Origin of the sequence: Nocardia niigatensis NBRC 100131, assembly GCF_000308655.1 — a bacterium.
Classification (GTDB): domain Bacteria; phylum Actinomycetota; class Actinomycetes; order Mycobacteriales; family Mycobacteriaceae; genus Nocardia; species Nocardia niigatensis.
In genome coordinates, this window is sequence record NZ_BAGC01000009.1 from 111,172 (window position 1) to 133,035 (window position 21,864).

The 21,864-nt window shown below is 69.1% G+C and carries 15 protein-coding genes; 6 read left to right on the forward strand and 9 right to left on the reverse strand.

Features of this window, described 5'->3' with window-relative positions; all coding sequences use genetic code 11:
* Positions 1-21: 21 nt before the first annotated feature.
* Entirely contained in the window at positions 22-1,482 is a 1,461-nt protein-coding gene (gene eccD, locus ON33_RS04630; protein WP_085996673.1) for a type VII secretion integral membrane protein EccD, read from the reverse strand.
* An 80-nt stretch (positions 1,483-1,562) separates the two neighbouring features.
* On the opposite strand from eccD, the gene ON33_RS04635 reads away from it, so the two are divergent.
* Complete coding sequence (locus ON33_RS04635; protein ID WP_040855491.1) at positions 1,563-5,594, forward strand: type VII secretion protein EccC; 4,032 nt, start codon at positions 1,563-1,565, stop codon at positions 5,592-5,594.
* 69 nt (positions 5,595-5,663) lie between these two features.
* On the opposite strand, the gene ON33_RS04640 is transcribed toward ON33_RS04635, so the two are convergent.
* From ON33_RS04640 to ON33_RS04665, 6 genes are all read right to left on the reverse strand, one after another.
* The gene (locus ON33_RS04640; protein ID WP_040855615.1) at positions 5,664-5,966 is read right to left on the reverse strand and encodes a WXG100 family type VII secretion target; all 303 of its coding nucleotides are present in this window, start codon (positions 5,964-5,966) and stop codon (positions 5,664-5,666) included.
* Between the two features lie 48 nt (positions 5,967-6,014).
* Entirely contained in the window at positions 6,015-6,344 is a 330-nt protein-coding gene (locus ON33_RS40935; RefSeq protein ID WP_040855493.1) for a WXG100 family type VII secretion target, read from the reverse strand.
* Positions 6,345-6,441: 97 nt separating this feature from the next.
* Positions 6,442-7,665 (reverse strand): DUF7373 family lipoprotein, encoded by a 1,224-nt coding sequence (locus tag ON33_RS40940; protein ID WP_157184410.1) that lies wholly within the window; start codon positions 7,663-7,665, stop codon positions 6,442-6,444.
* A 16-nt stretch (positions 7,666-7,681) separates the two neighbouring features.
* Positions 7,682-8,917, reverse strand: a complete 1,236-nt coding sequence (locus ON33_RS04655) for a DUF7373 family lipoprotein (protein ID WP_040855496.1) — start codon at positions 8,915-8,917, stop codon at positions 7,682-7,684.
* A 43-nt stretch (positions 8,918-8,960) separates the two neighbouring features.
* The gene (locus ON33_RS04660) at positions 8,961-9,551 is read right to left on the reverse strand and encodes a DUF7373 family lipoprotein (protein ID WP_040855497.1); all 591 of its coding nucleotides are present in this window, start codon (positions 9,549-9,551) and stop codon (positions 8,961-8,963) included.
* 34 nt (positions 9,552-9,585) lie between these two features.
* A complete protein-coding gene (locus tag ON33_RS04665; protein ID WP_040855618.1) occupies positions 9,586-11,169 on the reverse strand; it encodes a serine/threonine-protein kinase in 1,584 nt (527 codons plus the stop codon).
* Between the two features lie 258 nt (positions 11,170-11,427).
* On the opposite strand from ON33_RS04665, the gene ON33_RS04670 reads away from it, so the two are divergent.
* Positions 11,428-12,777, forward strand: coding sequence for an FHA domain-containing protein (locus ON33_RS04670; protein ID WP_040855499.1), 1,350 nt, complete (start codon positions 11,428-11,430; stop codon positions 12,775-12,777).
* A 210-nt stretch (positions 12,778-12,987) separates the two neighbouring features.
* Here the strand turns inward: ON33_RS04670 and ON33_RS04675 are convergent, their stop codons facing one another.
* Positions 12,988-14,418, reverse strand: coding sequence for a neutral zinc metallopeptidase (locus tag ON33_RS04675; protein ID WP_051151646.1), 1,431 nt, complete (start codon positions 14,416-14,418; stop codon positions 12,988-12,990).
* Positions 14,419-14,575: 157 nt separating this feature from the next.
* Between ON33_RS04675 and ON33_RS04680 the strand changes: the two genes are divergently transcribed.
* Both ON33_RS04680 and ON33_RS43060 read left to right on the forward strand, forming a co-directional pair.
* Positions 14,576-17,320 carry an ATP-binding cassette domain-containing protein gene (locus tag ON33_RS04680; RefSeq protein ID WP_040855502.1) on the forward strand — a complete coding sequence of 915 codons (2,745 nt, stop codon included), beginning with the start codon at positions 14,576-14,578 and terminating at the stop codon, positions 17,318-17,320.
* 79 nt (positions 17,321-17,399) lie between these two features.
* Complete coding sequence (locus ON33_RS43060) at positions 17,400-19,919, forward strand: hypothetical protein (RefSeq protein WP_245550302.1); 2,520 nt, start codon at positions 17,400-17,402, stop codon at positions 19,917-19,919.
* On the opposite strand, the gene ON33_RS04695 is transcribed toward ON33_RS43060, so the two are convergent.
* A complete protein-coding gene (locus ON33_RS04695; RefSeq protein WP_157184411.1) occupies positions 19,836-20,441 on the reverse strand; it encodes a hypothetical protein in 606 nt (201 codons plus the stop codon). The genes ON33_RS43060 and ON33_RS04695 overlap by 84 nt on opposite strands.
* Positions 20,442-20,746: 305 nt before the next feature.
* Here ON33_RS04695 and rplM point away from each other — a divergent pair, with 305 nt between their 5' ends.
* The gene (gene rplM, locus ON33_RS04700; RefSeq protein ID WP_033086000.1) at positions 20,747-21,190 is read left to right on the forward strand and encodes a 50S ribosomal protein L13; all 444 of its coding nucleotides are present in this window, start codon (positions 20,747-20,749) and stop codon (positions 21,188-21,190) included.
* Positions 21,187-21,702 carry a 30S ribosomal protein S9 gene (rpsI, locus tag ON33_RS04705; RefSeq protein ID WP_040855504.1) on the forward strand — a complete coding sequence of 172 codons (516 nt, stop codon included), beginning with the start codon at positions 21,187-21,189 and terminating at the stop codon, positions 21,700-21,702. Before rplM ends, rpsI begins: the two co-directional genes overlap by 4 nt.
* Positions 21,703-21,864 lie beyond the last annotated feature (162 nt).

The window sequence follows — 21,864 nt, forward strand, 5'->3', positions numbered from 1 at the left end:
GGTGCTACCGGACATCGCCGATCACAGCCCGCGCACGAGCGAGTAGAGGTCGGCCACCCAGAAGGTCAGCGGCACCACGGCGGCCACGAATCCGTACTCCAGCAGCTCCACCGCCCGGCGCACCGGCGGCGTCGCCTGCTGCCGGGGCACGAGGAAGCCCAGCACCAGCGCGGCGGCGAAAAGCGCCAGCGCCACCCCGAATATGGTGAGCGGCTGTCGCTGGGTGAGGGCCGCGCCCATCAGCACCAGCAGCACGATGGCCGTGCCGCCCGCGATCAGCACCACGGCCTGGTCGGCGCCCGCATAGGTGCGGCTGCGGAACATGAGCACCACCGCGCACACCAGGGCCAGCGCCTGGCCCGGCCAGTACGGGGTCGCGGCGGTGGGATCCACGGCGGCGACCGCACCCGCCGCGACCACCACGGTCGTCGCCGCGACCAGTCCGGCCAGATAGTCGCGCGCCCGTGCGGATTTCGCGCACAGCACCTCCATGGTGGGCAGGGCGCGATGGTCGTCGGGGTCGTCCTCGGTGGGGTCGATCGGGGTGCCGGGTGCGGGAACCGGCGGCAGCGGCAGTTCGGCCAGCAGCATGGAAAGCCTTGGCGCCAGCGACAATCCGGTGAGACCCAGGGCCGCCGCACCGCCGCCGATGACATGCGCCGGCAGTTCTGTCAGCAGGCCCACCAGCGCCGCGGGAATGACGAAGACCGCCAGCGTGGTCGCGCCGATGAACAGGCCCGCCCCGACGCCGCTCACCCGCCAGGCCAGGATCGCGGTGGCGCCGGCCAGAACCGCGCCCAGCAGCGTGTTGGCCCAGCCGTAGGGGCTCGGCACGAACAGCATGCCCGCGCTGAACGCGGTGGGCAGCGCGCAGCCGCCCAGCACCAGCGCGCTCGCGCGGTCCCGGTACAGGCGGCCGAGCACCGTGCCCGCGGTGACCAGCAGCAGGGCGACGAAGGTGGCCACGGTCGCGCTCACCCAGCCGGGGATCGCGGTGGGCGCGGTCAGCAGGCCGAAGCAGCCGGTCAGCATGATCGCGACGGCGAGCGCCGATCCGGTGAGCCGGGCCGTGCGCGGGGTCCAGCCGCGGAAATGGCCGGCGTCGGCGATGGCGACGTTGTGCATGATGTCGTCGAACAGCGGTGTGGGTGCGATGGATTCGGCGCTCTCCAGCATGAGCAGTTCGCCGTCGCGCACGCCCTGCTCGGTCAGGCTCAGGGAATTGGAGAACGGCGGCTGCCCGATCCGCGCCAGCACCCACTCGTGCGGTTCGACCTGTTCCCCGTTGTGGTCGAAGTCATTGACGCGATTGTGCTGATCGACCATGTCGACCACGCTCGGAATCACCAGGGCCACCGGCACATCGACGGGAATGGCCAGGTCGACCTGGGTGTGCTTGGCCAGAATGGTGACTCGTGCCAGATCCGGCGCGCGGACCATGCCGCGGAGTTCCTCGAGCTGATCGGTACGCGACTGCGCCACGCCCGCACTGTACGGCATGATGGTTGCCGTCCGTACACTGTGGCCGCAATTCGATCCGAATCCGTGGGGGATTTTCTGCGATGAGCACCGTACGGTTCCAGCGCCCTTCGCGCCGGGAGCTGCCCCGCTCGCCCGGCGGCGAGGTGACCCTGCAGCCGCCGCCGGAGATCCCGCGGTCGGTTCCGGCCAATCTGTTCACCAGGCTCATGCCGGTGGTGATGGGCGTGGGCATGCTCGGGATGGTCGCGCTCATGATCACCTCCGGCAACGGCCCGGCGTCCAATCCGATGAGCCTGATGTTCCCGATGATGATGGTGTTCTCCATGGTCGGGATGTATGCGGGGCAGGGCGGCAAGGGGCAGCAGGCGGCCGAAGCCAATGAGGATCGCAAGGATTATCTGCGCTATCTGGATCAGGTGCGGCGGGATGTGGAGGAGACGGCCGGGCAGCAGCGGGCGGCCGTGGAGTGGAGTCATCCCGAGCCCGGGCTGATCTGGATGCTGGCGGGGACCACGCGGATGTGGGAACGCCGGCCGGGAGACAAGGATTTCTGTCACGCCCGCATCGGGGTCGGTAGCCAGAGACTTGCTACGAGACTGGTCGCCCCGGAAACTGGGCCCGTCGAGGACCTCGAACCCATTGCCGCGGTCTCGCTGCGGCGGTTCGTGCGTACCCACTCCACGGTGCCCGATCTGCCCACCGCCCTGGCCGTCAAGGGCTTCGCCGCCGTCCAGCTCACCGGCGACCGCATCCAGGCCCGCGACATGGCCCGCGCAATGCTGTTGCAGCTGGCCATGTTCCAAGCGCCGGACCAGGTGCTGATCGCCGTGGTCTGCGGACCGGACACCGCCCGCGAATGGGAATGGACCAAATGGCTGCCCCACACCCAGCACCCCGAATCCCAGGACGGCGTCGGCAGCGGGCGCATGGTGTACGGCTCCATCCGTGAGGCGCACGCCGATCTGAATCCCCTGCTGCACAACCGGACCCGGTACTCCCGCAATCAGCCGCCCAACCCGGGCCTGACCCAGATCGTGCTGGTGGTGGACGGCGGACTGCTCGAGACCGGGGAAGATCCCCTGCGGGAGCACGGCTTCGAGGGCGTGACGGTCATCGACCTGTGCGGCTACGCGCCCCGGCCGGCCGCCTCCCGGGGCATTCAGCTGGTGGTCGAGAACGGCGAGTGCGCCGGGCGCGGCGCCTCCGGGGGTTTGGAGCGCTTCGCCGTCATCGACCGCGTCACCGCCCGCGGGGCCGAACAGGCCGCGCGCCGGCTCGCGCCCTTCCGGGCCGCCGGCTCGCGCACGGCCGAGGCGACCGGCGAGGACGGTGAGGTCATCTCCAGCTGGGCCCAGCTGCTGGGCCTGGGCGATATCGGCGTCTTCACCCCCGAGACCGCGTGGAAACCGCGCTACGGCCGGGAGCGGCTGCGGGTGCCGTTCGGTATCGGGGCCGACGGGCTGCCGGTGGTGCTCGATATCAAGGAGGCGGCCGAGGGCGGCATGGGTCCGCACGGGCTCTGCATCGGCGCGACCGGCTCCGGCAAGTCGGAATTCCTTCGGACACTGGTGCTCTCGCTCATCGCGACGCATTCGCCCGAACAGCTCAACTTCGTGCTGGTGGACTTCAAGGGCGGCGCGACCTTCCTCGGGCTGGAGGGGGTGGCGCATGTCGCGGCCATCATCACCAACCTCGAGCAGGAGGCCGACCTGGTCGACCGCATGCGCGACGCGCTGGCCGGCGAGATGAACCGCCGCCAGGAGCTGCTGCGCGCGGCGGGCAATTTCGCCAATGTCTCCGAATACGAGAAGGCACGGGCCGCGGGCGCGGACCTGGATCCCATGCCCGCGTTGTTCGTGGTGCTCGACGAGTTCACCGAATTGCTCTCGCAGCACCCGGATTTCGCCGAACTGTTCACGATGATCGGTCGTCTCGGTCGATCACTGCACGTGCATCTGCTGCTGGCCTCTCAGCGGCTGGAGGAGGGGCGGCTCAAGGGGCTGGAGAGCCATCTGTCCTATCGGATCGGATTGAAGACGTTCTCCGCCAATGAATCTCGGCAGGTGCTGGGGGTACCGGACGCCTACAACCTGCCCAACAATCCCGGCGGCGGTTATCTGAAGTCCGATTCCGGGGAGATTCAGCGGTTCCAGTCCGCCTATGTTTCCGGTCCCTACGTCGGCGGCCGGTCACAGAGTGACGCCGCGGTGTTCACCCGATCCGGCGAGAGTGATGTGACCGTACGACCGTTCACCGCTGGATACGTGGATTTCCGTCCCGCCGACCGGATTCCGCTGCCCGAACCGGTAGAGCCGGTGATGACTCCCGCCGACGCCGAGCAGATCTCCCACCTGCAGACGCTGGTGTCGCGGGTACTCGGGTACGGCCGTCCGGCCCATGAGATCTGGCTGCCACCGCTCGGTGCGGCGCCCACGCTGGACGAACTGCTGCCGCGGTCGATCCTCACCGGTGACTGGACTCCCGTCGCGGCCCTGCGTGCCCCCGTCGGCATCGTCGACCGGCCCTACGATCAGCGCCGCGACCCGATGGTGGTGGATCTGTCGGGATCGCGTGGCAATGCGGCGGTCGTCGGCGGCCCGCAATCGGGTAAATCGACCGCATTGCGCGCGCTGGTCATGGCGATGTCCCTGACGCACACCGCCGAACAGGCGCAGTTCTACCTGCTGGATTTCGGTGGCGGCACCCTGGTCGGCCTGGAGGGACTGCCGCACGTGGGCGTGGTCGCCAGCCGCATGGAGGAGGACAAGGTGCGGCGCACCGTGGCCGAGATGGTCGGCATCGTGCGCCGCCGCGAGGCCACCTTCCGGCGGCTCGGCGTGGAGTCCATGGCCGAGTTCCGGCGCATCCGTGCCACCGACCCGGGGAGCGGTCCGACCGCCGCGGGTGTGCACGAGGATCCGTTCGGCGACGTGTTCCTGGTGATCGACGGGTACGGCGCGTTCCGGCAGGAGTTCGAACTGCTGGATCAGACCGTCATGAACCTTGCGGTGCAGGGACTTTCGTACGGCGTGCACGTGGTCCTGTCGCTGAACCGCTGGGCCGAGGCGCGACCCGCGCTCAAGGACCAGATCGGCACCCGCGTCGAACTGCGGCTGGGCGACCCCATGGACTCCGATCTGGGGCGCAAGTTCGCGGCGCTGGTGCCCATGGGCCGCCCGGGCCGCGGCATGACCGCCGACGGGCTGCACATGCTGGCGGCACTGCCGCGCGTCGACGGCGAATCGGATCCGGCGACGCTGGGAATCGGCGTAGCCCAGGCTGTTTCGGTCATCGCCCAGTTCACGCCGGGACGTCCCGCACCAGCGGTGCGCATGCTGCCCGCGCGTCTGCCGCGCGCCGAGCTGCTGCGGCTGGCGGGGGACTGGCCGACCGAGGTGGATCGCACCCGGGCGTGCCTGCGCTTTCCTCTCGGCATCAACGAATCCGGGCTGGGCCCGGTATATCTGGATCTGGCGGCGAGTCAGCACTTCGTCGTCATCGGTGATTCCGAGTGCGGCAAGACCACCTTGCTGCGTTCACTGGTGCAGTCCATCTGCGCGTCCAATACGCCCGATCAGGCGCGCGTCATCATGGGCGACTACCGGCGCACCATGCTCGGCACCGTGCCGCAGGGCTATCTCGCCGGGTACGGCACCACCGCGCCGCAGTTCACCCAGAACATGGCGGACCTGGCCGCCTACGTCACCCAGCGCATGCCCGGCCCCGACGTGACGCCGCAGCAGCTCAAGGACCGCTCCTGGTGGCAGGGCCCCGAACTCTATGTCGTCGTCGACGACTACGACCTGGTCGCCAATGCCGGCGGAAACCCGCTGCACGCCTTGGTCGACCACCTGGCCCACGCCCGCGACCTCGGCTTCCACCTCATCCTGGCCCGCCGCTCCGGCGGCGCGGGCCGAGCCATGTACGAGGCCACCCTCAACCGCTTGAAGGAGCTGAACTCCGCCTCCCTGCTCATGAGCTGCAGCCGCGACGAGGGCATTCTCTTCGGGAATACCCGCCCCGCCCCCATGCGCCCGGGCCGGGGCACCTATGGCACCCGCGCCGGCGAAGAACTGATCCAAACCGCCTGGGCTTCGACCGCGGAACCCTGAGGCCGGGGCATGGAAACGAAGCGGCCCCGGCATTTTCGCCGGGGCCCGCTCGATGAACTCTGGTCGCTGTCAGAACAGACCGGCGAGGGCGGTGTCCTTGGCCTGGAGTTCGGCGTTGCCGGTGCGGACCAGGGTGGCCGCGCCGTTGAGGGTGGTGTTGAGCTGGAGGACGTGCTGGTTCCACCGGCGCTGGAGGTCGGCGAACGCGTCGTTGGCGTCGCCCTTCCAGTGGTTCTGCACGAAGTCCTCCACATTCCGGTGGAAGGCCTCGAGCTGGTCGCGGATGGCCTCCGCGCGGCGGATGATCGAATTCGCGCCGTCGGCGACGCCTTCGAAATGGGCGGAGATGATCTGGCCGTCTACTGCTGCCATGGTGAATTCCTTTGCCACAGGTCCGAATAGCGGGGGGAGCCGAATCGGCTAGACAGCCGGGAGGTCCAGGCTCGAGATCTGCGCGTCGACCTTGGATTCGTAATCCTTGTCGTGCTCTTCGTAGTGGGAGCCGACCTTGATCAGGGTCTCGGTGGTGTGCATCAGCTTGTCGTTGAGCTTGTCGGCCTGGAAGTAGTACCGCTGCATGAACGCATTGAAGGCATCGGCGGCGCCGCCCCGCCAGTTCGCGCCGGCGACCATGGTGTCCTCATCGCGCTTGAGATCGGCGATGGCATGCATCAGCATGTCGTGGGTCTGCTGGAACTCCTGCGCCTTGGCCTGGATGAGCTCATTACTGGCTTCGAATGCACCGGCCACGGTGCCTCCTCTCGTTTCGCGGGCGGGACGACCTCTCAGTGCAATTGGACGTAGGTCATGGCCCGCCGGTTCCCGGTGAGAGCAGCGCACAAACCGACTACCAGGTGCTGTTCGCCAGCAGGGCGTACTGGGCGGCCGCCCGCTGGTGAGCGTCCGCGAGCTGATTCGACTCCACCGCGGCCGTGTAGCGGCGGTAGCTGACCATGCACCGGAAGCGCTTGGCGCCAATGCTCCGGTTCTTGTCGGAGGTCTGCCCGCACTTCGCGTTCGGAACCCCGGGGGGCGCGTCCGCGACGCCGGAATAACCGCGCTCGAGCACGGCCGCGGACAAGCGCTCGGCCGCCTGCGCGTCCCGCGTTCGGAAGAGCATGCTGATGCCGTCGTACGACGCCCCGGAGGTGGCGAAGCGATCCATCCCGCTGTCGGTGACCGCCCCACGCCAGAAATCCTGGTCGCTCACCCGATTCAGGAATCCGCGCGGCTCAGCGACGGCCTGATTGGTGAAGTCGGGCGCGAAATAGACCTGCGTCGCGAGGGTCCTGCGCAGCATTCCGTCCGCGTCGAAGGGCAGCCGCAGGACGCCCTCGCGGTCCAGCGGCGGCAGCGAATCCAACAGGGGCACTTGGGCGTCGTAGACCTTCTCGGCCAGGGCCGTCAATTTCGACAGGTCCGGATCGCGCACCCCGAGATAGGTGTCCACGACATAATTGCCGTGCGCCAGGGTCGACCCGATGCTGGCGACACCGGGCCGCCAATGGCTGTGGGCGTCGGGGTATTTCGACAGCGACACGTGCTGATTCACATCGGCCGCCACCCCGAAATCGGCGTTCTCCAGGTCCACGGCCGCCTTCGACGCCGTCGCGGCATCGGGGAACTGCATCACCGTCACCGTGGTGAACGGGCTGTCGTCGGGCGTCTTGCCGAACGCGTCCGGCTGTTTCACACTGTGCCCCACCGCGACACCGAACATCAGCTTGGCGGTATCGAGGATCGGCGCGGTGACCTTGGCCAGGACGGTGGTGGCTCCGTCGGAATCCTTGAAGGCATGAACACCGGTGCTGTACTTGAATTCCGGGTCGACGTCCGCGGCGTTGACCACGTGGTCGGCCAGCCGCTGCTCGGCCAGTTCGAAACCCTTTGACATGTCGGGGTAGTACTCGTAGCGCATCTCCAGCGGATCGGTGGAATACGTTCCGACATCCAGTGTGCGGACATCGATTTCCCCGGGGTGCGTGCTGCCCTGGACGGTGGCGCCGCACCCCGTCGCCATGGCGGCGGTCAGTGCGAGCAGGGCGGCCACCCGAAGTCTGTGCGAGAGCATGGTTTTCCCTTCTCCCTTACTTGTCCGCGTTGACCAGCAGGGCGTACTGCGCCGAGATGCGCTGCTGGGCGTCGAGGAGCTGATTCGCCGACACCTCGGCGGCGAAGCGCCCGTGGGTGACGTAGCAGTAGTGGAGGATCGCGAACTTCTGGGGGCCGGTGTACTTGCGGCACTTGGCATTCGGCAGATCGGCGGGAGAGTCGGCGGGTCGGAAGGTGCGTGAGGTCTCGCTGCGCGCCGCGATGATCGCGTCGGCGCCCGTGGCGTCGCGGGCGCGGAAGACGGTGCCGCCGTTGAACGCCACCCGGTCGACGCCCGCCTTGTCGAACAGTGCCGCGTTGTCGTCGCCGGGGAAGAGTTGAAGTCCGCCGTGCCGGTCGTAGACGCCGGGAATGCCGCGCTCGGACTGATCGTCGACCACGGTCGGCAGGGTGCGCCCGAGGACGCCGTCCATGTCGATGGGCTGCTGGGTCAGTTGGTCCTGCGGAACCAGCGGGATCTTGGCGAGCGTGGGTGGGATCACGTCGAGGCCGAGCTGCGCCCGGGCGGTGAGTTTTGCCGGATCGCTGACCCCGGTCTGTGCCATCACACCGTCCCAGACGTAGGTGAAGAGCACGAATCTGCCTGTGGCATACCAGGATCGGACGGTGGCGTTGTAGTCGTACTGGGTGTCGAGGTAGACGAACGCGTCCGGGTACTTGTCAATCCGCAGGCGCTGACTGCCTGCGACGGCGTCGAAGTCGGCCTGGCCGAGGGCCTGGGCGGCGGCTTTCGCCGCAGCGTCGTCGGAGAACAGCAGCACGACGTTCGAGTACTCGTAGGCGAGGGTATTTTTTGCGTCGGAGTTGCCGGTGGTGACGAACCCTGAAATGAAGCCCGGCGCCGCCGTCTTCAGGACATCGGACTTGGCGTTCACGCGCATCTTCATGGCGCTCGAGCCGAAGTCGATGAATGGACGGATGGCGCCGTTCATCGCGGCCGCGGGGTATCTGACCTGCGGATTGACCTCGGACGGCAGCGGAATGTAGTTGGCCAGCCGTTCGGCCTGCACGACCCGCGCAAGGTCGGGGTTGTCTGCCTTGTCGTAGTGCTTTGGCTGGGTGGGCAGATTGCCGGTATCGAGCTTGCTCAGGTCGATCACCGGTTCGGCGGGCGTCGCCGGAGCCGATTCGGTATCCGAGCCGCAGGCGGCCGTCAGTGCCACCGATAACGTCAGGGCGACGGCCACGGCCGCCCGTCTCACCGTGCGCATGCTTCCCCCTCCATCAGCAAACAATCGGGCAACACCCTAGCGGTTACCACATGCTGTTCGCCATGAGCGCGTACTGGGCGGCCGCGCGCTGATACACGTCGGTGAACTGGTCGGAGTCGACCGTCGCCACATGGCGGCGGTAGCGGATCGCGCGGCGATACCGTTTCACGTCGCTGCCGCTATAGCCGTCGACGTTGACGGCAGGCGCCTCTCCGCAGCGCGTGTCGGGAACCTTCGGCGGCGCGTCGACCCGACTCGGATAGGCGGGATCCAGGATCGCGGACCACAGCTTGCGGGCCGCCTGCACCATCGCGGCGGAGCCGAAGTCCACGAAGGGTCGCACGGCCGAATCATAGGGATTGGCAGGGTATTTCACCTCGGGCTCGATCTCCGAGGGCAGCGGCAGGTAGTTGGCCAGCCGTTCCATCTCGAGCGCCTTGGCCTGGTCCAGATCGACGGCCCTGCCGTAGGTCGCGGGCTTGGTGTCGAGATTGCCGGTGACCAGCTTGGACAGGTCGACGGCGGGTTCGACGGGCTCGACCGGTCCGGGTGCGGCGTCGGATCCGCAGGCGGCGGTGCCCGCCACCGCCACGGCGGCCGCCACGGACACGATCGCGCGTGCGAGCTTGCGCATGATCCCCCCGGAAAACGAACTGTCGGTCGCTACCCTACTTGATTCTGGTGTGCAGCACCGGAACCAGCTTGTCGACCAGCGTCTGCGACGAATCCGGGGTCCAGCCGCGCAACGCGGCCACCGCGGCCGCATCGTCGAGCGGAATGACGACCGCGCGCGAGCTGGTGATCTCGTTCGGCAGGCCGAGCAGCCCGCCGCCACCGGCCTTCTCATCGCTGCGTACCGCGATGATGTACGAATTGTCGGGCACGGTCAGCGATCCGTAGCCGTCGGAGGGTCGGGGCGAGGTCTCGTCGCCCTTGGGCTGGTACTCGGCGTTGTAGACGAAACCGAGGCTCTCCAGGAACTTCGCCTGCGGCGTACCGGCCAGGTAGATGCTGTATTTGGTGTTGAACTGGGCGCCGGTCACGTCGACCATGGTGACGGTCTTGCCCGCGAAAACGGGATTGTCCTTGCGCGCCTTGTCCACCGGGCTCAGATTCGGATCCACCGAGGTCGGCGTTGCGGCAGCGGTGCTGGAAGTCGTTGTGGCGGTTTTGGGATCGTGGCCACCGGTGGCCACGATCCCGATGCCCACGGCCAGCGCGACCGCCACCACCGCCGCGCCGATTCCGATGTAGAGCCGGTTGCGGTTGCGCGGGGTCTCGCCGGTCTCGGTGGGCTCGGAGGCGGACACCGGGATGCCGCCCTGGGTGCCGCCGCCGGGTAGCAGCATGCTACCCGGCGGCGCGACCTCGATCGGATAGGTCGGCGAGGTGGTGGTGGACACCGGGTTGTAGCCGGGAACCAGTGCGGCCGTGGCGGCCTCGGTGAACTCGCGGCAGGAGTTGTAGCGCTCGGCCGGGTTCTTCGCCATGACCCGGGCGAAGATCTCGTCCAGTGTCGCGGGCAGATGCGGGTTGACGTCGGTGGCGCGCGGCGGCGGCTCGTGCAGGTGGCCCATCATGACCAGCGCCGGTTGCGTTGCGGGATAAGGGTTCCGGCCGGTCAGCAGCTTGAAGAAGGAGCAGCCCAGGCTGTAGATGTCGGCGCGGTGGTCCAGCGGCCGGCCCGAGAGCTGCTCCGGCGGAGCGTAGGCGATGGTCGCCACGAAGCTGCCGGTCTGGGTGAGCTCGGTGGTGTCCTCGGTGGACTTGGCGACGCCGAAGTCGGCGAGCAGGGCGCGCTCGTCCTCGCCGTCGACGCTGGAGAGCAGGAAGTTGGCGGGCTTCACATCGCGGTGCAGCAGGCCGCGGCGGTGCGCGTAGTCCAGGCCGCGGCCGATCTGGGTGACGATGGACAGCGCGCGCAGCGGCGGCACCGCTGCCGGGTCACGCTTGAGCTCGGCCGAGGCGTCGGTGCCTTCGACGTACTGCATGGCGATCCACAGCTGGCCGCTCTCCTCGCCGCGATTGTGGACCGAGACGATATTCGGGTGGTCCATGCCCGCAACCACATTCGCCTCGCGTTCGAAGCGCCCCCGGAACTCCTCGTTGCGGGTCAGGTCGGAGGAGAGCACCTTGAGCGCGTCCATGCGCGGCAGTTCGGGATGCTTGGCCAGATAGACCGTGCCCATGCCACCGGATCCGAGGACCCGAACAATCCGGTAGCCACCGACGATGGTGCCGGGACTCAACAAGCCGCCTCCCCGGGACTTCAGCGGGCGGCTGGGAGCCGTGGGCCGCACTGCACCTGTGCCGGCGGCTCGGTGCCGAACCGATTTCGGACGTACCCGGCGAGTCACCCCCGTCGGTACTGGATCACTGGTCACTTTGGCATACGAAGACTCGTCAGTCGAATAGACGGGATCGGCGACCGAGTGGTCCCGAGGCGGGACGTAACCTGGTGCTGTGTTGAACAACCCCTGCCGCGTACTCCTCGGGGGCCGGTTCCCTTGATGGATCGGCAGGTCGAGGTGGTCGCGGGCGACCATGTGCTGAGCCGGGTGGCGGGCGCTGTCATCCTGGTGGCGCATCGGGAGCCGGGGGCGCCGAGGCCCGAATCACGGGCGGTGATGGCGGCGCGGGCGTTGAGCGAACTGGTCGCCGACGCTACCGATCAGGCCCCGGACGGGCCGGGGCGGCTGGTCGCGCGGCACGCCACCCGCTGGCTGATGCGGGAGGCCGAGCACATCTCGCCCGGCGAGCCCCTCGAGTTCGGCATCCTGACCGGCGCCGACACCGGCGGCCTGGCGATCTTCCTGCACGGATCGGTGACGGCGCTGCTCGCCGGATCCGGGGTCGAGTACTACCGCGGCAGCGACGCCGCCTTCACCGTGGACCGGGTGGCCGAGCGGCCGGCGCGGGCCGCCGCCCTGTTCATCGACGACAACCGGCACCGGCCGCCGGAGCTGCCCGGACGCGGAATCGGTTCCCTCGTCGAGGGACTCGCGCCCGCGACCGGCGCGGTGGTGTGGTTCGAGGGCGAGCCGGTGGTGCCGCGACGCCCGGCGCCGCCGGCCGGAATCCGGCACCGGGTCGTGGAACCGCCACCGCCCACCGCGGCCTTCGACGCCGAACGGCACCCGGAGCCGGAAGCGATTTCGCTGGACCCCAACCTGATTCCCACGCGCACCTCCAATCGCATTCCGGCGAGCCTGGATCCGGAGCCGGCACCCGTCGCGGCGGATCCGGACACCGAGGGCATCGACCTGCACCGCGCGCCCACCGAGATGGGCCGGGCGGGGGAGGCGAGCGGCACCAACCCCGCGCCCAAACCCGATCCGGATCTGCAGCGCCGCCTGGAGGCCACCGCCAAGGCCACCGCGCTCACCGTGAAGGTGCTCGGATTCAAGTGCGCGCGTGCGCATCCCAGCGATCCGCGCGCGGCCTTCTGCACCGTGTGCGGTATGCCGGTGGATCAGACCCAGCCGCCGGCCGAGGTGATCCGGCCGCCGCTGGGCATGCTGGTGCTCGACGACGGCATGACCTACATGGTGGCCGCCGACGCCGTGGTCGGCCGCGACCCCGAGCACTCCGATCCGGTGCGAGCGGGCCTGCTGCCCTTGCGGATCGACGACAACTCCGGCGGCATGTCCCGCGTGCACGCCGAGATCCGCCTGGTGAACTGGGATATCACCATCGTCGACCACGGCTCCACCAACGGCACCCGGGTCCGCCCGCCGGGCTACCGGGATTGGATTCGGCTGCAACCGAATCAGCCGTTCACCCTGGCTCCCGGCACCGAGATCATGCTCGGCAACCGGGTGCTGCGCCTGGAGCCGGTGGCGCCTCCGCCCTTCGGGTGATGGTCTCAACCGGGTACCCCGCCCGGAGCCGGTCGCACCGACAGCCTTCGAGTACCGGTCTTTCGAATCAGACGTGACAAGTGATTTCGCACCGTCCGGGTAACTCACCCGGTACGTCCGAAATCGGTTCGCCACCCAACCGCCGGCACGGGCGCACAACCGCCCGCGGCACCCAGCCGTCCGCAACAGGCCCGGGGCGGCGGGGGAGCTCTATGTGTAGCGCGAGTAGCAGGTGTCCTGGGTGCCCAGGACACCCGCGCGGAAGGCGTCCACGCGGGAGAATCCGCTGGGCACGGTCTTGCCGTCGGTGTCGCTGGCGGCCAGGCCGTCGGAGAGCAGACCGGAGACCGCCTCGTCGAGATCGCCCGCCGACAGCGCGATATCGCCCTGGGACTTGCCGCGATTGGGGTCGGCCAGCTTTCCGGAGATCACGCCCGACAGACAGGCCGCGCGCAGGCCGGTCTTCGCGCCCGTCAGCGGCAGCCCCGCGGCATGCTGCACGGCCAGGGTGTAGCGCGAGATGAACACGATGTACGCGGTGAAATCGCCGGTCACATCGGCGGGCAGGGCATCCTGGTCGTCGGCGTTGGAGACGCCGCGATCGTGCAGCGCGGGCACGTCGGTGCCGATCAGGTTGGTGGCGGGGCAGTAGGTGACCGGAACGGTGTCGGCGCCGTTGCGGCAGTTCAGTTTCGCCGAGTCGTAGTTGTATTTGGGCTCGTCCGGGATCGGCATGATGGCGGCCATCGCCTTGGACAGTTCCTGCAGATTGGCCTTGTTCACCTCGGACTGGCCGTGGCCGGAGTCGTTGTTCAGCGTCTGCGGCAGATCGCCGCGGCGGCGGTCGATCTCGTTCTGGTCGATGGCCTTACAGCCCTTGGGTCCGTCGGTGAAACCGATCTGCACCGCGGTCACCCGCTCGAACGCCGAACCGTGCACATTCTGCGGATCGTCGGGATCCGCGTCCCGGAAGGCGACGGTGGCGGCCAGCACCGCGTTCAACCCGTCGGAGGTGTTGATGGTGAAGTGCTTGGACTTGCCCTCGGCCACATTCCGGATGAACGCGCCCGCGAAGCAGTCGGCCTGCTGCTCCTTGACGATGGTCGGGGTGCGGCGGCCGACGAGCTTGGCCATCTCCTGGATGGCGTGCCCGTACTCGTGGGCCAACACCATCACCACCGACATCTTCCCGAACTCGTCGGCCACCGCGGGCAGCAGTACCCCGCGATCCCAGCCGACCGATCCGTCCAGCCGGCAGTAGGCGGCATTGACCAGCCGGTAGCTGGACTCCCCGCAGAACTGCCCGGCCTGCGAGCGCGGCGTCTTGGCGCTCCACGAGATGAACTTGCCGACCGGAGTGAAGGTGCCGCCGAACTCCAGCGGGAACTCGCCCTGCCAATAGGTCTGGATGTCGTCGAGCGCGTTGAGCACCAGATGGTCGACCTGACCGCCGTCGGAGTCCTGCGCGGTGAGCATCGCGTCCGGGGCGCCCGCGCGCGGGCCGCTGGGTCCGCTGGTGGTGGGCAGACCGGCCACCTTGAAAGGGTCGTCGTAGATGGAAACCGCGCGACCGTGAACAATTCGTGTACATCCGGACAAGAGTGTGACCGCCAGCGCCAGCACACCCGCCGCCACGAACATGCGGCGAATCCCGCCGGACCGGCGCGTGCGCACCGCCTCCCCCTGGCGTCTCGCCACGTGCACTCCCTCGCAGGCCGATTCGATCTCAGTCCCGTTATCGGGCTTGCGGCCGATGAGCGCAACGCCGGACTCCGGGGGCTTCGCTTATTATCCAGCCATGTCTTCACCGGGGGCGCAGCAGATCACCGTGCGTCATGAAGGAACCGATCGGGTCTTCGACGCGACCCAGCAGATCACCATGGGCAGGGCGCCGGAGGTGATGCTGTTCGTCGACAGCCCGCTGGTGTCCCGGGTGCACGCGACGCTCAGCTACGAGGCCGGGTCGTGGATGCTCAGCGACAACGGCAGCACCAACGGCGTCTTCGTGGACGCCCGCCGCCTGACCACGCCATTGGTCATCAACCGGCCCACCCAGGTGCGGCTCGGCGATGCCATCAGCGGGCCGCTGCTGCACCTGTTGCCACAGACCGGCCGGGCCGGGGGGACGCCGCCGCAACCGCAGCAACAGCAGCGCCCGGGCATGATGCCGCCGCCGAATCGGCCGCCGTCCCGGCCGATGCCGCAGGCCGCTCGGCCGCAGCCGGTCCAGCAGCCACCGCATGCCCAGCAGCCGCTGGTGCAGCCCTTCGCGCAGCGCCCGCCGGTGCAGCAGCCGAATCCGCAGCAGTCCTGGCCGAACCCGGTCCAGCCCAACCCGAATCTCGCGCAGCGGCCGAACATGAACCGGCCGATGTCCGGGCCCCAGCAGCAGACTCCGGCACCGCATCAGCAGCCGAATCCCGTGCCGCAGCGGCAGAATCCGCCCGCCGCTACCTCCGCGACGCCGAATGTGCCTCGCCCGCCGGTGAATACGCCGCCCGCGACCGGCGACGCCATCAACATGACCACCAAGGCGACCACCTCCGCGTTGCCGCCGGTTCGCGCCCGCGCCTCGACCGCCGCCATCGCGCGCGCCGACCGAATTCCGCGCGACGGCCTGAACATCGGCCGCACCAGCGACAACCAGATCGTGGTCAACGACCCGATGGCCTCGCGCCGGCACGCCCGTCTGGTGCCGGACCAGCAGGGCCTGGCCCTCGAGGACCTGGGGTCGGCCAACGGCACCTTCGTCAACGGCCGCCGCGAACAGCGGACGCTGCTGCGCGAACGCGACATCGTCACCATCGGTAACATCGACTTCGTCGTGCAGGAGGGCACGCTGGTTCATCGCCAGCGGCCGGTCGCCGAGCAGGGACTGCACGTGCACGGCGTCTCGTTCACCGTCGAGGGCAACAAGCAACTGCTCATCGATGTGAACATGCAGGCCGGGCGCGGTTCGCTGACCGCCCTCATCGGCCCCTCCGGCGCCGGCAAGTCGACGTTGTCGAAACTCATTGCGGGAACGACGCATCCGTCCGCGGGCGTGGTCACCTTCGAGGGCCGCAACCTGCACGCCGAGTACGAGGCGCTGCGCTCCCGAATCGGCATGGTGCCCCAGGACGACGTGCTGCACCGGCAGCTGACCGTCAAGCAGGCGCTCAACTTCGCCGCCCAGCTGCGGCTGCCGCCGGACACCAGCAAGGCCGACCGCCAGCAGGTGATCGCCGATGTGCTGAAGGAGCTTTCGCTCACCCAGCACGCCGACACCCGCGTGGACCGGCTCTCCGGCGGTCAGCGCAAGCGCGCCTCGGTGGCCATGGAGCTGCTCACCGGTCCCTCGCTGCTCATCCTGGACGAGCCCACCTCGGGCCTGGACCCGGCGCTGGACCGCCAGGTCATGACCATGCTGCGGGAACTGGCCGACGCCGGGCGCACCGTCATCGTGGTCACCCACTCGGTGGCCTGCCTGGACATGTGCGATCAGGTGCTGCTGCTCGCGCCCGGCGGCAAGACCGCCTTCTGCGGGCACCCGGGCAGTGTCGGGCACATCATGGGGACCGCCGACTGGGCCGAGATCTTCGGGCGCGTGGCCGCAGATCCGGATGGGGCCTTCGCGAATTTCCGCTCCCGCCAAGCCTTCGCGGAGCCGCCCGCGCCGGTCAAACCGGTGGAGCGGGCGAAGGCGCCGAAATCCAGTCCGCTCAAACAGTTCTCGACGCTGTCGCGACGCCAGCTGCGGCTCATCTTCGCCGACCGCGGCTATCTGGCGTTCCTCGCCATCCTGCCGTTCGTGCTGGGCGGCCTGTCGCTGGTCGTGCAGGGCAAGAGCGGATTCGAGTCGGTCGGCTTCGTGCAGGCGCCCGACGGCAGCTTCGTGCGCGCGAACAATGGCGAGGCCCAGCAGCTGCTGGTGGTGCTCATCCTCGGCGCGTGCTTCATGGGCGCCACGCTGACCGTGCGTGACCTGGTCGGCGAGCGGGCCATCTACCACCGCGAGCGCGCCGTCGGATTGCGTTCCGGCGCATACCTGATGTCGAAGGTCGTCGTCTTCAGCCTTGCGGCGCTGCTGCAGTCGGCCGTGATGATCGGCATCGTGCTGGCGGTCAAGAAGCCGCCGAGCAAGGGCGCGGTGATCCCTTACGGCCCCGCGGAGCTCTACCTCGATGTCGCCCTGACCGCGGTGACCTGTGTGGTGCTCGGCCTGGCGCTGTCGGCGCTGGCCAAATCCAACGAGCAGGTGATGCCGCTGCTGGTGGTGATCATCATGGCGCAGCTGGTGATGGCCGGCGGCATGATCCCGGTGACGGGCCGCGTTGTGCTGGACCAGATTTCCTGGTTGTTCCCGTCGCGCTGGGGCTATTCCGCGGGCGCGTCCACGGTCGATCTTCCGGATCTGTCGGCCTCGGCCGCGGCGCAGCAGGATCACTTCTGGAAGCACACGGTCGGCGCCTGGGCACTGGATGTGTCCGTGCTGGCCGGTATCGCCGTGCTGCTCGCCCTGTTCACCTGGTCGCGACTGCGCTTGAAGAAGTCGGCGGCGTGATCGGCCATTCGCGCAGGCAGGGGTGCGAAGTGTGGATTCGGTCGCGCGCGCGGCGAGACGAGCAGGCAGACTGATGGCTGTGACGGCTCGAGTTGGGGCAGTGCATCTCGGCTGGGACGTGGTGTCGGTTGCCGCCGGTGGCGGCGGTTCGCCCATCCGCCCGGTCCAGGTCGAAAGCACATACACACCGCCCGCATACCTGCTGGCGGATTCGTCCGGCCGGCTGCACACCGCCGGCGTGGATCGGCGTCCCGACGTCGGCATCGCCATCTCCGACGTGCGCGACATCATCGGGCACCCGCAGATCGTGGTGGCCGGGGCGACCTGGCCGGCCGAACTGGTTTTCCGGGCCCGCATGCACAATCCCCTCGCGGCCATCGTCGAGCACCTGGGCGGGACGCCGGATGTGCTCGCGCTGCCCTTCCCCGACGAATGGCCCGACCCCAAGGTCGACGAATTCGTGCGGCTGGTCGAGCAACTCGGCGTGCCCGCCGAGCCGCTGCCCGAATCGGTCGCGCTCTCCGGCTATGTGCGCGCCCTCGGTCTGGTGCGCGCACCCGGCCGCGGTCCTGCGGTCGGCGCGGTCGGCGTCTACTCCGACGGCCGTGAATGCCTGGTGGTGGCCGTCCACGGCAATGACGATCAGCCCACCGAGTCGGTCAGCGTCGGCATCACCGCCGAGGCGCTGCACGAGGCCCACGCCGCCGACAATGTGGTCATCGAGGTGATGGCCGCCGCCCGCGCCATCAATGCCGACACCTCGACGGTGCTGCTCACCGGCAATGTGTGCTTCAACGACGCGCTGCGCCTGGCCTTCCAGAACCATCTCGGCCACCGCTTCCAGGTCGCCGATCACCCGATGCACGCCCTGGTCCTGGGCGCGACGCATCTGCTGGTGGCCGACAGCGAGGGCGACCCGGCCTACGACCGCCCGCCCGTCGCGCCGCAGCGGGCGGGCGCGGAGGCGCGCCCGATCGAACAGGGTCCGCGTCATGTCACCGGTGGCCCGGCCGCCGGGCAGCCCCTGCAGCGCCAGCCCGAACCGCTGGCCCACCAGCCGGAATTGATTCCCCGGCACATGGATTCACCGCCCGCACCCGAATCCGCCACGCAGCGGCCGGATTCCGGGCGCGGCACCGGCCCGCAACCCGCCGTCGACCCGGCCGCCGCGCCGGATCACTCGGGCGACGATCCGGCCGGCGCGACCGTCCGGATCACCGCCGAGGAGGCCGCGGCCATGGCGGCCGCCGCCAACGCCGCGCGGGCAGCCGGGACGGGCTCGCAGCCCGTCGTCGATCCCGTCGCGCAGGGCGCCGGCGGGCCGGCTCCGACCAAGCCCGGGGGCCTGACCCAGCGCATGACGGCCGAGGAGGTCGCGCGGCTCACCGCACAGGCCGCGGCCGGTCAGGGCCGGCACGAGGCCCCGGGGCAGTCGCCGGGTGGCGATGCGGGGCAAGGGGTTCCGCTGGGCGCGGAGGGCCCGGCCACCGGGCCGCAGGCCGCGGCGCGCGGCACGTTGCCACCCGGGTTGGAGGGCGTGGGCGGCCGGTTCATGCGGCCGCCGGGTTCGCCCGCGGACGATCAGATGACCACGGTCATGGGCCCGGGTGAGCAGGGCGCCGGGCCGGGGCAGCAGCGGTTGGGTCAGCCCGTCGCGCCCGCCGACGGCGGGTACGGATCGGGTTCCGCGGGCGCGCAACAGGGTTCGTACGGTTACGGCCAGGGCGGCTACGGCCAGGGCGGGCAGCCCGGCTACAGCCAGTCCGGTGGACAGCAGGGCGGCGCGTACGGGCCCGGCGGTTCCTACGGTTCCGCCCAGTCCGGGCCGGGCGCCGGGTCGTCGGGCTATCCGGGTAGTGCCGGCTACGGTTCGGCGAATGCTCCCGGCTCCGAGACTGCCGCCCAGGGCGGCTATGGTCCGGGCGGCGCGCAGCCGGGGGCCGGTGGTCAGTACGGGCCGCAGCACGGCGCCGGCGGGCAGTACGGTCAGGGCGGATACGGCTCCGGCGGCTACGGGCAGCAGGGCGGATACAACACGGGCGGCTACCCGTCCGGTCCCTATGGGCCCGAGGGAGATACGTCCGGTTCGGGTCGCGGGAGTTTTGCTGGATCCGGTGGAAATGCCCCTGGCCAGTCCGGCTCGATGTACGGTGGGTCGATGTCGACGGGGGCCCGTGGATCGAATCCGCAAACGCCGGAAGATGCGGCTGGGCAGTCGGATTCGGAATCCGGCTCCGAGGGCGAGCGCAAACAGCGCAAGGGCAAGCTGTGGAACAAGATGCGCAAGCCCTTCGGCGCGCCGATCATCGTCGGCGCGGCGGCGCTGTCGCTCCTGGGCGCGCACTCCGGCCAGCGGGCCGACCCGGTCGCCTCAACCACGCCCGGCGACACCGTGATTCAGAACGGCGGCGGGCAGGTGCGCCCGGTCAACGAATCCTGCGCCCTGACCCCGTTCGTCTCCGGGATCCCGCACGCGGGCATCGCCACCATCGGTGATCCCCGGGATCAGGACTGCTTACGCTTCGGCATCGACACGCTGCGCTACACCATTCCCGGCCCCGCGCGCGGGGTCGATCCGGGTCCGCCCCTGCACATCTGATCCGTTCGGTTCGAGGTCGTCGAGCCGCAGCCAGTTGGTGACGGTCAGCAGCTCGACCCGGGACACGCGGGGCGCGGGTCCGGTGTGACCGGTCAGCGCCCAGGCGCGTTCGACGGTGAGCCGCAGCAGCCGGCGGGCCGCGTAGAACAGCAGCGCGGCCAGCGGCAGCTCGCCGACGACCGCCGAGAGCACCGCGAACCACAGATCCGGGGTGTTCCAGTCGAGGACGATGTCGAACCAGGCGTCGCAGATGAGCAGGGTGCCGGTGACCATCGCCCACGGAATGAAGATCTGCCGTCGCCGCCAGGCCGTCCACGCGGTCATGCCGATCGCCCCGACCAGCGCGAAGTCGAATCCGACCCAGGCGATATCCCATTGATCCACCTGCCGTTCGGACGGCAGGCTGACCGATAGATACGCGATCCAGGGGATGAGGAAGACCAGGCTGCCGGTCACCACGGTGAGCAGGATCCGGCGCATCGCGGCCGCCCGCGGGTGGTACGACGGAATGGTGATCGCCATGGCGGCCTCCATTGGCAGAGCGAGTGATCAACCGTGACGACGGTTGCCGTTCGTCTGTGACAATGCCCGTAGCGGAGGAACCTATTCCGGTTATTGGGTGATGTAACTCACTCGAGATCTGTGGTCCGATTGCCCGCCGGGACCGGATTCGAGGTGCGCCTACCCCCGCTGGTAAGGTTGCTCGCTGGCGTGCGGTCCGGCCGGGAAACCGATCGGCGCACGAGCCCCGGGTCTCCACCGGCCGCCGGGAATCAGCTCGACCTCACGCTTGTGCTGGCAAAACCTACGACAGACAGGGATGCACTGTGCCTACGTACAGCCCCAAGGGCGGTGACGTGACCCGCAAGTGGTACGTCATCGACGCCACTGACGTAGTGCTCGGCCGTCTTTCCGTGCAGGCTGCGAACCTGCTGCGCGGCAAGACCAAGCCGACCTACGCGCCGAACGTCGATGGTGGCGATTTCGTCATCATCATCAACGCCGACAAGGTCGCCGTCTCGGGCAACAAGCGCGACGACAAGGTCCTCTACACCCACTCCGGTCACCCGGGTGGTCTGAAGGGCCGTACCGTGGGCCAGATTCTGGACACCCGCCCCGACCGTCTGGTCGAGCGTGCCGTCAAGGGCATGATCCCGAAGAACAAGCTGGGCAACCAGATCATTCGCAAGCTGAAGGTCTACGCGGGCCCGAACCACCCGCACGCCGCCCAGCAGCCCATCCCCTTCGAGATCAAGCAGGTGGCCCAGTGACCGCTCCTGAGGAATTCAACGACGACTACGTCGTCGAGGACACCGCCGTGGAGGTCGTCGAGGAGGGTGACGGTTACGAGGCCGAGGCCGAGTACACCGAGACCTTCTCCGCCCCGGTCGTCATCGACCGCCCGGTGCAGACCGTCGGCCGCCGCAAGGAGGCCGTGGTCCGCGTGCGTCTGGTGCCGGGTTCCGGCAACTTCGTGCTGAACGGCCGCACCATCGAGGACTACTTCCCGAACAAGGTGCACCAGCAGCTGGTGAAGTCCCCGCTCGTCACCGTCGAGCGCACCGAGACCTTCGACATCCACGCTCGTCTCGTCGGCGGCGGCCCGTCGGGTCAGGCCGGCGCCCTGCGCCTGGCCATCGCGCGTGCCCTCATCGAGGTCACCCCGGACGACCGTCCCGCCCTCAAGCGTGCCGGCTTCCTGACCCGTGACCCGCGTGCCACCGAGCGCAAGAAGTACGGCCTCAAGAAGGCCCGCAAGGCGCCTCAGTACTCGAAGCGCTGATATTGCGCCGTACGGCTCTATCGTGCCCGGCCCTCATGGGGGCCGGGCACGGTACGGTCAACACGGCAACCTGTACGAGAGCAGGCTCCCAGCAACGGTTTTCACAACCGTTGCCCCTTATTTCCTGGACGCATGTCGCCGCGGAACGCGGCGACATGCGAG